The 12,797-nt window shown below is 36.3% G+C and carries 11 protein-coding genes; 3 read left to right on the top strand and 8 right to left on the bottom strand.

Features of this window, described 5'->3' with window-relative positions:
- Positions 1-329: 329 nt before the first annotated feature.
- From AC3WRL_RS18620 to AC3WRL_RS18655, 8 genes are all read right to left on the bottom strand, one after another.
- On the bottom strand, positions 330-743 hold the full coding sequence (locus AC3WRL_RS18620; protein WP_492330966.1) for an ester cyclase: 414 nt from the start codon (positions 741-743) through the stop codon (positions 330-332).
- Between the two features lie 261 nt (positions 744-1,004).
- The gene (locus tag AC3WRL_RS18625; protein WP_492330967.1) at positions 1,005-1,781 is read right to left on the bottom strand and encodes an SDR family NAD(P)-dependent oxidoreductase; all 777 of its coding nucleotides are present in this window, start codon (positions 1,779-1,781) and stop codon (positions 1,005-1,007) included.
- A gap of 21 nt (positions 1,782-1,802) precedes the next feature.
- Complete coding sequence (locus AC3WRL_RS18630; protein WP_492330968.1) at positions 1,803-4,874, bottom strand: efflux RND transporter permease subunit; 3,072 nt, start codon at positions 4,872-4,874, stop codon at positions 1,803-1,805.
- Between the two features lie 6 nt (positions 4,875-4,880).
- Complete coding sequence (locus tag AC3WRL_RS18635) at positions 4,881-5,924, bottom strand: efflux RND transporter periplasmic adaptor subunit (protein ID WP_492330969.1); 1,044 nt, start codon at positions 5,922-5,924, stop codon at positions 4,881-4,883.
- A gap of 13 nt (positions 5,925-5,937) precedes the next feature.
- Positions 5,938-7,272 (bottom strand): TolC family protein, encoded by a 1,335-nt coding sequence (locus AC3WRL_RS18640; RefSeq protein WP_492330970.1) that lies wholly within the window; start codon positions 7,270-7,272, stop codon positions 5,938-5,940.
- 222 nt (positions 7,273-7,494) lie between these two features.
- Positions 7,495-8,412 (bottom strand): NAD(P)/FAD-dependent oxidoreductase, encoded by a 918-nt coding sequence (locus tag AC3WRL_RS18645; protein WP_492330971.1) that lies wholly within the window; start codon positions 8,410-8,412, stop codon positions 7,495-7,497.
- Between the two features lie 197 nt (positions 8,413-8,609).
- A complete protein-coding gene (locus tag AC3WRL_RS18650; RefSeq protein WP_492330972.1) occupies positions 8,610-9,227 on the bottom strand; it encodes a TetR/AcrR family transcriptional regulator in 618 nt (205 codons plus the stop codon).
- Between the two features lie 221 nt (positions 9,228-9,448).
- Positions 9,449-10,690, bottom strand: coding sequence for a phage integrase SAM-like domain-containing protein (locus AC3WRL_RS18655; protein ID WP_492330973.1), 1,242 nt, complete (start codon positions 10,688-10,690; stop codon positions 9,449-9,451).
- Positions 10,691-11,183: 493 nt separating this feature from the next.
- Between AC3WRL_RS18655 and AC3WRL_RS18660 the strand changes: the two genes are divergently transcribed.
- From AC3WRL_RS18660 to AC3WRL_RS18670, 3 genes are all read left to right on the top strand, one after another.
- A complete protein-coding gene (locus tag AC3WRL_RS18660) occupies positions 11,184-11,630 on the top strand; it encodes a hypothetical protein (protein ID WP_492330974.1) in 447 nt (148 codons plus the stop codon).
- A 77-nt stretch (positions 11,631-11,707) separates the two neighbouring features.
- Entirely contained in the window at positions 11,708-12,064 is a 357-nt protein-coding gene (locus AC3WRL_RS18665; protein ID WP_492330975.1) for a transposase, read from the top strand.
- A gap of 11 nt (positions 12,065-12,075) precedes the next feature.
- The gene (locus tag AC3WRL_RS18670; protein ID WP_492330976.1) at positions 12,076-12,408 is read left to right on the top strand and encodes a helix-turn-helix domain-containing protein; all 333 of its coding nucleotides are present in this window, start codon (positions 12,076-12,078) and stop codon (positions 12,406-12,408) included.
- Positions 12,409-12,797 lie beyond the last annotated feature (389 nt).

The following is a 12,797-nucleotide window of genomic DNA, read 5'->3' on the forward strand; positions in this document are numbered from 1 at the left end:
AAATAAATATAATAATTCTATTCATCTGATGTTGTTTTTTTCAATAACCGAAAAACACTAATCATGGCAATAATTAAAATATACGAAGAAGTGAAGTTTTAAAAATGTTCGCAGAAAAATGGTTCGAATCTCTCCCTCTGCTGAATCACTAGCAATATTATAATGTCAGATCTATAACATTACGGTTAATGTAAAATATAATTTCACTTAGCTCTAAGTAACTGTGAAAAATTATATTATTTTAAACTTTTAAAGTAAAAGCTGAAGTACCTCACTTCAGCTCCTTTGATAAAAATCGTATTTAATTATTGCTTAATCTTTACCTGCAATCACATTTTGGGAACAGCTCCGATTTGAGTTAGTAAACCAAGCAGATCAGGCTGTCCTACTTCCTCTGTGATCTGGCCGTCAGACAAACGGTAAAAATTCATTGCCTTAACTTCAATTGGTTTTTCGGTTGCCTGTACACCAAAGAAAGTTCCTTTATGAGTTCCTTTCATTGTAAACCTAATCGCTACTTTATCATCCTCAACGATCATTTCGTCGATACTCCACTGAATATCCGGAAAGCCGCTGCGCATCATTCCGATAATCGCCAAATAACCTTTAGGTCCCTGCAATGGGTCAGCTTGGAAAGGCACGTGGAATGTCGCTCCTGGATTTATTAACTGTTGTGCCAGATTTTCGTCAGCAGTATTGATGAACTGTAAAAATTGATTAAAGAATTGTTTTGTTGCTTCCATTTTTATTTTTTTTAACTTGTAATGTAGATTTGTTTCACAATGCAAAGATGATTCACAATTGTATTTCCAGCCAATAAACAATCTTAAGAAATAGTCTTAATGTAGTTTAAGGGAATATTATTTTAATGATATATTTTTTCTGATCTTGCTGAGAAATTTAGGATATTTATATGCTCGATTCGGATATTCATAGAACCCATCACCTGAAAATATCCCGAGCTTGTCCTCATTGATAAAATTTTTAATTGAATTTTATTTTGATTAAGCCTGCTTAGCAAGATTTTTCTTAATCTTCATCATTATAAAACCAGGAGTTATACGTGGAAGATTGGAAAGAAACCAATTCATAGAACCTACGATCTTCTTGCCCTTTCCATATAATAGAAGTTTTACACCTGCTTCTGCAACCACTTCGGGATGAACCGGCTTATTGGTTTTCATCATATTGGCTTTGAGCATTTCTTCGTTATAAAATCCGGTGTCGATCGGTCCGGGACAAAGTGCAGTGACCACAACTCCCGTTCCTTCCAGTTCAGAAGCAAGCGTTTCTGTGAATGCCAAAACGAAACTTTTTGTAGCAGAATAAACCGAGTAATACGGAAATGGCAGAAATGCCATCAGCGAAGAAATATTCATAATCCTTCCCGACTGTCGTGCGACCATATCTTTGACAAACAGTTTATTGAGTGCGACAAGGCTTGAAATATTCAAATCGATCATTTTCAATTCTTCTTCCAACGAGATCTTTGTAAATTCTCCGTAAGTACCTACGCCGGCATTGTTGACTAGTCCAGATATTAGTAAATTTTGCTGGTGAATTTCATTGTAAAGTCCAATGGCATTATCAACAACGGACAAGTCCTTGACAATATAATGAACAGTTACATTATACAGTGTCATTATTTCTTTCTGTACCCTCTTCAACTTCTCCTCATTTCTAGCGACTAAAATCAGGTTTTGATCTTTCTCGGCAAGCTGGATCGCCATATGGTAGCCGATTCCTGATGATGCTCCGGTGATCAATATGTATTCTTTCATTTTATTTAAATTTAATGATCTTTAATTTTTTGATTCTTCTTCGGTTTCAATCTCAAGACTTGGCGGAATCAGTTTGTACATTACAGGTGTTACAATTCTTGACAGAACCGTTGAACTGATCAAACCTCCGATCAACACAATTGCCAAAGGCGCGATCAATGGATTTGAATTCAAAGCCAGGGGGATCAATCCGCAAATCGCTGTAATTGAAGTTAATACTACCGGAAGAAAACGGGTTTCACCGGCAATGGCAATCGCTTCGTCAATTGACTTTCCTTCCAGTCTGAGCTGGTTCGTGAAATCTACCAATAACAGGGAATTTTTAACCTGAATTCCCGACAGTCCTATGAATCCGATGATCGCAACCATTGACATCGGACTTCCGTTAATCAACAATAAAGTAACGCCGCCTAAAATCCCTAACGGAATAATTGACAATACGATAATGATCCCTTTAAATGTTTTGAACTGCAGCAGCAAAACAGCAATAAAGAGGAATGTGCTTAAAATAATGACCGAGATAAAGTTTCCGCCCAGCGCATCACCTTCAGACTCTTTTTCGCCAGCTAGCTTGTAAGAATAGCCTTCCGGCATTTTTAGTTTGTCAAGCAGAGGAACAATATCCACCAACAGATCATTGGCATAATATCCTTTGGCTGTCATCGCGGATACCTTCGCAAATCTTGACTTATTAAAGTGGTTGATCGCCGTTGGAGAAGTTTCAAAGGTAACCGTCGCAATCTGATTCAATGCGATTGGCGCTCCCTGGACATTATTGACATAAAGATTTTTCAAAGCATCAAAATTGGAGAATTTTTCCCTTGGCAAAGTTAAAGTCACAGTTCTTGAATCACCCCGGTCATCGATGTAATCTCCGACAGGAAGTCCGGCAATCGCAAGACGGATCACTTTATCAACCTCGCTGGTCATTACGCCTAATGTTCTTGCTTTTTCTTTATCAATCTTTACTTTGACATCTGTTTTGTATGTATTTAACTCATTGTTAATGTAAACTGTACCTTCCTGTTTTCTCAGGATATTTTCGACCTGTGAAGAGAGGGATCTCAACACCACAGGGTCTTCACCAAACAGACGAACCACTATATTTGCCTCTATTGGAGAGCCTTGCTCAAAATCTTTGACCTCTATTTTAGCGTAAGGCATTATCTTGAATTTTTCTCTTAAAGTTTCGATCAATTCGGTTTTAGTAGCTGGTTTTGCCTCGTCATCCAATTGAACAAAAATCTGGGCAAAATCGGGTTTTCTGTCCTGTGGATGCACATTGTAATAGATCTGCGGGTTTCCCTTCCCTACATTCGCAGTATAATAGGTGATTTCCTTGTGATTTTTCAGTTCAGATTCAACGATCTTCGCCACACGGTCACTTTCAGAAATATTGGATTGAAGAGGCATTTTAATATTGATCAGAAACATTGGTTTTTCAGAGGTCGGAAATAGTTTAAATCCTGTAAAACTGAATAACATAAATGCCAACACACTCAATGCCAATGAAATTCCGATCGTTATTTTAGGATATTTCAAAGCTTTAGGCATAATTCCTTTGTAGCTGTTACTAAGGAATTTCTGAAGGTACTGAAGAAAAATATTTCCACCTTCGTGGTCGTGGGTTTTCAGAAACTTACTTCCCAAGAAAGGAACCAATGTAAGGGCAACCAGCATTGATGCTAAAACACTCGTGATCACTGCCATCGGAAGGCTTCTCATAAATTCACCTGCAACATCAGGAAGGAATGCCAAAGGGAGAAATGCAATGATCAATGTCGCGGTACAACCCACAACCGCCAAACCGATCTGTTTGGTCCCTTTCAAAACTGCATCTTTTTTGGAATGCCCTTCCCGAAGCCATCTTTCAATATTTTCGACGACTACGATACTGTCATCGACCAGCAGTCCTAAGGCGACCACCAAACCAACGATACTTAACTGGTTTAATGAAAATCCCAGTGCGTTCATTGCAATTAAGCCCAGAGCCAGTGACAACGGAATGGAGATCATCACAATCACTGAAGCGCGCGTCCCCAAAGGCAATAATGTAATAATAACCAATATGATAGCTAATCCAAAGTCAAAACCCAAATGTCCCAGACGTTGCGAAACCATATTCGCCTGATCGAAATTTTTAACCAATTTGATATTTTCAGGAAGCTCTTTTGTAAACTGTTCAATAATCGGTTCAAATTCTTTCTGAACATCTGTAATATTTACATTATCCTTCATCCCGGCACTGACCAGAACGCAGCGGTGACCGTTGATCCTTGTGATATGATCTACCGTTTGAGATTTGTAACCCACCTCGGCAACATCTTTCATATACACGATCTTTCCGTTGGCATTGAAAATGACGGTGTTCGCAACATCTACCTCATTTTTAAACTTTCCACTCGTTTTTACGTTGAAAACTTTGGTGTCCATATCGATGCTTCCGCCCGGAATGTCTGCAGCCTCACTTTGTAAACTTCCCATCACAACATTCAGAGGGATTCTTAACTGAGCAAGTTTATCCAGTTTCAGATCCACCCGGATCTCCTGCTCTGGAATTCCGGAATAGATCACGTTTTTAAGATTGGTGATCTTCTCCAGTTTTGTTTTAAGTTTATCGGCTTCATCGTGCATTTTTTTCTCCGAAGCATTTTCAGAGACTAAAGCAACCTGCAAAATTTTGACATCAGCCGAGGATATTTTTTCTGTTTTGATCTGATAGATGTCCTTCGGAAGTTCACTGTTTTTCAGTGCATTGATTTCCGTTGAAATTTCCTGGTATTTATTGTCTACATCAACGCCATATTTAAATTTGACTTCAAAAGCAGCAACACCGTCTTCCACAGTGGTCAGAATTTTATCGATATTCTCCAATCCGTAGATCTTGTTTTCAATCGGTTTCACAACCTGTTCTTCCATATCCTTGGGGCTTGTCCCTGGATAGATAACCGTGATCAGATATTGTGGTGGATGTGTTGCCGGATCTTCCGATCTTGGCATCGTAAAAAGAGTTAACAGCCCAACAACGGCAACGAGAAGAAACATGATCAGTGTGAACTGATAGTTCTTTACGGCAAAATTTGTAATTTTCATCGGTTGTTATTTAATGATTTTAATGATTGACTGCTCATTCAGATAGGCACTGTTGGAAATCACGATTTTATCGCTTTTTTGAAGTCCATCCTGAACAAAGACTTTGCTATTTTCAAATTTGGCGATTGTGATCGGTCTTTTCTTGACCTTGCTGTTTTCTACAACATAAACAAAGGCTTTTTTTCCATCTGCTTCGAGGAGAGAATTATAGGGGATCACAATAAAATCCTCAAAATGATCGGTTTTGATCTCTGCTTTTCCGAACATTCCCACGGCAGGTTTGCTGTCATTCATCATCAGTTTAAGCTCTACCTGAAAAGATCCGAGCGCCATATCAGCAGACTGCGATTTTCTAAACACAAAGGCATCGAATTTCTTACCCGGATAACCGTCCAGCGTAACAACCGCCTTTTGCCCAATCTTTGTGGATGCCCATTCGGTATCTGTCAAACCGACTTTCAGTAAATAATTGTTGTTGTGGGAAGTTTCATTAATCATTAAAACCGGAGAACCCGGACCTACAATCTCGCCATTGTTGGCTATTTTTTGTGAAACGAAGCCATCAGAGCTCGCATAAATTTTTGCGTATCTGGCATTGAAAGCAACGGCATCTTTCTGCCTTCGGGCAATATCCAAACCTGTTCTTGTGTTCTGAACCTGCTCCAATGTGTAAACACTGTCTTTATATAAATTGGTTGCACGTTTGTAATCACGTTCATTCTTTTGAACATTTAAGTCGGACTGATTCAGACCGGCACGGATCTCGGTTTCATCTAAAGTCGCCAGAAGTTGACCTTTTCTGAAAAACTGACCCTCCTCCACATAAACACCACTCACCACTCCACCAATCTTGAAGGAATAGGTTGTCTCGTTTTCTGTTGTCACCAAACCTGATGTGCTGATATTTCCGGTAAGCGCCAGAGAACCGACCGATGTGGTTTTAACGGGAATGACCTCGGCATTTTCAAATGGTTTGACTTCTTTTTTCTCTTCTTTGCAGGACATGATGAGGAAAAGAGAAAGCAGTGATATTGTGATTGTTTTATTCATAATAGTTAGTATTTTATTTATTAAAATTAAAAGTGGCATTGGCTCTCTCCAGCTCTGCAAAGGCAATCCAGGAATTATAGAGGGAAATATTGGCGTTCAGCTGAGTATTGACCACCTGATTTTGGGCATCCAGCAATTCGATGTAAATCGCCATTCCTTCTTTGTACAGTTTGGTAACATCATCATTGTATTTTTTGGCTGTTTCCTTTTGTTTCTTATCCGATTCATACTGTTCCAATGCCGATTTCAGATTGTTTTGGGAAACCTCGAACTGCAACAGCAACTGCTGTTTTACATTGTCGATCTGGGAATTGATCTTTTTGCTGTCCTCATCAATCTGTTTCAGCTTAAATTTGTTTTTGTTACCTGAGAAGATATTCCATTCCAGACTCAGACCAGCGAAATAGTAGCGGGACGATTTATTTACTTTAAAATCAAAATCCTGCAACCCCAGATCTGCAAATCCGCTTAATTTTGGAAACCAGTTGGACATCGTCAATTGATAAACATTTTCGTTGATCTCTTTCGCCTGTCTTAGTTGTTTCAATTCTTCTCTGTTGGTGGTATTTTCTACAATCATTTCGGTTGGCAGTTCCATATTTTCATCGATTTCGATTTCTGAATCAAGCTTTTGATTTAAAAGAAAATTGAAATAGGATCTTGCGTTTTTGCTGGTATTTTTAGCCGTTTCAAGATTTGCCTCGATTCTCGTTACTTCATTATCACTTCTGAGAACCGCCGTTCTGTTGATTTTGTCATTATTAAAAAGCGATTTGTTCACTCTCTGATTTTCTTTGACAATGGCCAATGCGTTTTCATAAATTCTGATGCCTTCCACCGACTGCAGGTATTTGTAATAGGCAATTTTTATTTCCTTGACCAGTTCACGCTGGTAAATCTCCAGTTCGATCTTTTGCAAAGTCGTTTGTTGGGTCTTGATCTTTTTATTGTAGATGATCTCATAATTCAAAAGAGGCATTGTCGTGTGAAGCTTGACATCATAGAAATTATTCGGATTAATCAACACCGACTGATTCGTTAATTGCGGAAAAGCGTTGGAGTTCGTGATCTGATTCAATGTGCTATACACCGGATTTAGCATATCGCCAATCGGTATATCAATGGTTCTTCCGCCATCTGCAACAGTGTAATTGGTGACAAAAGCAACATTTGGGGAAAACAGTGACTGTGCTTCCTTCAGGGCATAAAGACTTTTATTGATGTCAAAGTTTTTCTGTTTAATCACTTCGTTATTTTCGAGACCGATTTCTATGTATCGGTCGAGATGATTTTGACCATACCCAAGAAACCCGAAGCATAACAAAACCATTAATGATAAATTTTTCATTATTAAATACATTGTTTATAATTTGAACATAGTTCATTAATTTGTTAAAAAAAAGAGAATATTATTTTGATTATTTAATGAGACAAGATTTGATTATCCTGTATGATCTTCATCAAAATACTATAATCAAATCTTTTCCCGAGCTTATAAATCTTGATTCTAGTTTACTAAAGGTGCCTGAAAGACATTTACCAAAACCTTCCGTTTATGAAATTAGATGGTTTATCTGTTAAACATTTCAGCAGACAACTCTCCATTAACTTTTACTCCCGCAACCGATCCTGATGAAACTGCCAACGAAACTGATCTTAACGGGTTACTGTTGTCACCAACTGCATAAATACTATCCAAAGTTGTTTTGTGAGATTCATCAATTTTGATCAAACCTGCATCGGTCATCTCACATCCTAATTCCTCCGGAATACTAGAATGTTGTCGGAATGGAACCGGTGCATAGATTGCTTCAAAGCTTTCTGCTGTTCCATCAGAAAAAATGACCTTCTCAATATATCCGTTATGATGTTGTATCTCCGAAATCTTTTTCTCAATTATTTTAACGCCATTTCTTTTAAGGGTCAAAATACTGTCATTATTCGAAGGCTTATTTGGTGTAATTAAAGTGACATCATCGGTCAGATTCTTAATTAATGAAGTAAAATATACCAGACGATCTCCATCCGCTAATATTGCTGTTTTCTTGTTTCTCACCTCATATCCATGACAGTAGGGACAGTGTATAACAGATATGCCCCAGCATTCTGCGAATCCTGTGATATCATGTAGTGAATCTAAAATTCCTGTAGCAAAAATCAGTTTTTTAGCTTTATATGAATTGCCATTTGAAGTTTTGATCAGAAAACCTTCAGATATTGTGCTTCCATTTACTGCGAAACCATTGTAAAACTCGATGGTTGGATATTTGGCAACCTCTTCCCTAGCAATTTTCGCAATATCTGCCGGAGGAACACCATCTCTCGTTAAGAAATTATGTGAATGAGGAGTTTGTTTATTGCAGGGATTTCCACTGTCAATAATTAAGACATTCCTCAAAGAACGTCCGAGTGTCATGGCAGCAGAGAGTCCTGCATAACTGCCACCTACGATAATTGTATCGTACAATTTTTCATTGGTTAAGTCCATATCAATGTTTTTAAAAAAGACAGATGGAGTGGAGATCGCCAAAAAAGCGAGCGATCTTTTTCTAATAAAAAATCTTCTGTCCACGATTGTTATAAATATTTAAAGAGCTCGTTTTAGTATTATCAGCGCCAATTACATCCTTTTACCTACACGGTGTTTTTATTTTGAATGATGTTCATTTTTTTTCATAAAAAAAATTACATTTTTTCTAAGATTTTTAAATATTCGTTGTAGCCTTCTGAAAGAATAGTTGCCGGACTGCTAAATTTAATGCCTTTGGTTCTGTGACGGATCTCCAGACAGCACATACCGTGAACCAGACTCCAGATCATAAAAGACAATGCTTCGGAATTATGACCATTAAAATAACCTTGCCTCATGCACTCTTCCACCGTCTTTTTTAAGTAGCCATATGTTTCAGTTCCTTCCGGCCAAAGATTATTTTTCTGTTCTTCGAGATAATCCATTGGAGCTTTCAGGTTGAACATTAAATCATACATTTCAGAATTTTCCATGGCAAATTTTATGTAGACTGATCCCATTTTTCTCAGTCTTTTCATTGGGTCTTCTATTGCAAAAAGTTCATTGAAGTAATGCCCTAACTCCTGAAATCCGATTGAGTGCAGATCGTGGAAGATCGCATTTTTATCTTTGAAATAAACATACACCGTACCCACACTGTAATTGATCTCATCCGCTATGTTCCTGATCGTGGTATATTCTATACCTCTTTCAACAAACAGCTTTTTGGCTCCGTTCAGAATAAGCAGTCTTAATGCTTCCTTTTCCTTCTGTTTTCTTTCACTTATACTCATAGATGATTTTATGATGCAAATATATAAATATTTTTTGAACAACGTTCATTTTCTTTAAAAAAAATACCCACTGGTATATTTTATCAATTTACCCCACCTAACATTTAAAATATAATCAATGAAATACATTTAAAGGCGCAGCAGCAAAAAGAACACTTATGTCCGTTAATGGCACTATTGTAATTAAAAATGCATATCAAAGCATAAATTTAGTACTCAAATTAATTTACAAGAAATCTCTCTTCATATATTCTCTGAAAGTAATTGCTAAGCTTAACCGTTCTTTCCTTGTCAAACGAGTTGATATATTTAAGAAACATCTCTTCGGTACTGTGCCCGGTCGCTTCCATCAATAACGGAGTGGGTATCTTTCCATAAAAATTAGAGGCAAAACTTCGCCTTCCGATATGGCTTGATATCACTGACCATTTCTCGATTCTCAATAACTTGGTCCTGTGCCCGATCCTCTTTCGGGCATTGATCATTTCGCTGAGTCCTGATAACCTGGCGATTTCTTTTATATCATCATTATATCTCTGGATGGACAGAGCAATGGGAAAGTTACGGTTATTACTATTGATTATATTCTGAACTATGGGATGTAGCGGAAGTATAATTTCCTTCTGTGTTTTTTGCTGAACGAAATTAAGGCATCTTTTTTTATTTATTTCGGTGAGCTGTTCAATAGAAAATTTCATAAAGTCTGATACCCGCTGCCCTGTATAACAGCTGATCAACAGCCAGTCCTTGGCATCTTGAAGCCGGGGAGGTACATTGGTATATTTTATTTTCAGTATCTCGGGTTCAGTTAAAGTGATGACTTCTTTATTCTGTCGCTCTCTTCGTACTTCAAGTTCTCTTACACGGGTGTGGATGCCCTTACGTTCAGCAAAGTTAAGAATCGTTTTTACAAAGTGAATTGTTCTATAGAGCGTATTTTCACTGTAATCTTCTTCTTTTCCAAACACCAAAAAATTCTTGATGAATTCTGAATTGAGCTGTTCAATGTATAGTCTTTCAGCCAGATGTCCTTCAAATTTCTGTAATAAGTTAAAAAAAACTTTATATCGCTTATAAGTTGAATTTGAGATCAGTTCTTCCTTTGTCCTGATGTACTGCTCCATAAAATAAAGCAAAGTCATATCAGGGTAGCAGCTGGGTTTTGCAAGGCAGATATTTTTCACTGTTTTTGAAAACAGTCTTGGGCTTATCAGTTTTTTCTTGCTGATGCGTTGGCTATAATATTCTTTGATCTCTACTTTGAGATTATTTATTTTATTATTAAGATCCTTATATTTTTTAATATAAATATTCTTCGGGCGTTGTTTTTCCTTATCCCATTCGGTTTCTAAAATACGCAGGGGCATGTGCGCAACAAAGCAGCTTCTATTAGATTCATCTGTAAATTTTAGATTGATATTTCTTGTAGTTCCGTTATTTGAAAGAAAAAACTGGAATGTCATTTTTGATAATTTAAAGAATTAATTATCAGCGAAATTAGAAAAAAAATAGTAGTCCTACCTAGACTACTTTTTATGGCAAAGATAAATAATTATCAATTAACAGAAAAATATTAAACCGCTGCAAATTAAAAGATTGAAATTAAATTTTTAATAACTCATTTAGACGTGATATATAAAATATTTCAGCAATATGCTCGTTTTATTGAAAAAATATCAAGTATATACTATAAATCAATACATTAATTTTATTAGTGGTCTAGGTAGGACTATGTTTTAACGAAAGCTATCCAATTACAGCGTGAAAACGCTTAAAATAATAACCAAAATATAAAGCCGTGAAAAAAGAAATTGTCCTTATAGGTTCCTCCATGATTTTTCTTACTGAAATACTGAAGATATCCTGCAAATCTCATTTCAGGCATTTGGATGCAATGAATTTGCACGATTATTTGAGATTTGATTCTACTTTAAGAATTCAAAATATCTAAAGTTAATGGCAAATTGCAAACTTGACAATAAAAAGTACATAAGGCTATTTATGTTTACGTTTTTATGCTTGATACTTCTTGATCTTTCAATGATAGCAAGTTGTATAATCATATCATTTAAATACAGCAATATTCCGGTAATTGTCGGAGTCTTTCTTTTGCTGGTTTTCTCGTTGGCATTTTCTGCAATACGTGTTGTTGAATTTGAGAGTTCATATGCACAGATAAAGATCAGGTATTGCCATCCTTTTAAAAGATACCATCATGGTATATTAAGGGAATTCCCATCAGTAGGGCTACAAAACTGCGCAATTGAAAATTCTAATCTGACTATGGTCATAAAAAAAAGTGATGGCGATACAGAAGCCATCTCTCTTCGCCTCCATGGGTTAAGCACCGATGAAGTAAGAGAGATGGAGAGGGCTTTACGAGAAATAATTAGAAACGCATAATAACAATGAACATTGATTTTAAAGATATTCATATAGGTTCCCTTATACAAACCCGTGTAACGGAAATGGGCATAGATATGAATAGAATATGTAGCAATATGAAGCTTGAGGAAGAGGAAATTAATAATATGTATCAGCAGGATACATTAGAGACAAAAGTCTTGTTGAAATGGTGTAAGCTTCTAGAATACGATTTTTTCCGTTTTTTTTCGCAGCACCTCATACTATTTACCTCTCCCATGGGAGCGAATTATAACAGGCCGACTGATTCTGTATTACCGCAGTTCAGGAAAAACCTTTATACGAAGGAAGTGATATTTTACATACTCGAAATAATTGAAAGCAATGAAAAAACGCAACTTGAAGTGATCAATGATTACAAGATCCCTAAATCGACATTACGCAGATGGATGGCTAAATATAAGATCCGGTAAAAAATAAGTAAATGTATCTGATGGAAAATATGCCCGATTACAAAAGAATTTATACTGATATTCTGAACACCAGGTTTCAACATAAAAAGAAAGACTGCGAAAGCTTATTGAATAAAGAAACATTATCACATCTAGATGTGATAGACCTTAACACGATCATATTTGGGGCCGTCACTGCAGAAAGTTGGAAGTTTAATAAAAGGCATCGTTCTTATAATCAGGATACCATTATGGAAATACTTCAATACCAAAAAAAAAACAAATTAAGTAATACACAATTAGCTAACCATTACAAATTAAGTAGAAATACGGTAGCTCGATGGAAAAAGCTATTTGCCATATAAGTACAACTAAAATATTATAGTAAAAAATTATTAATAAAATTTATGGTCTTAACGAATAAAGATAAAGTAATATCAAAAATGAGGGTTTGGCAATTTCTTCTTGTATTTAATTGCTGTTTGGCAGTATGTGGATTTGTCTTACAATCTCTTATACCGGTGGAATTAAGATGGCCGTTACTCGGGATATTTCTTGTAATAAGTATATTAATCATTAAAAAAATAACAAGTCTTAAAGTATTTCAGTTTGAAAATAGTGGTTTCATATTTTCAATCAAATACTATCATCCATCAAAAAAAGGGATTGTATTTCCTTTAGTTGAATATCCTGTGCACAAATTACGCTCGTTTAAAATCGAAAGATCGGTATTTGCTGATATAATTGTAATCGA

The sequence above is a fragment of the Chryseobacterium sp. FW101-FHT12H09 genome (genome assembly GCF_058790395.1).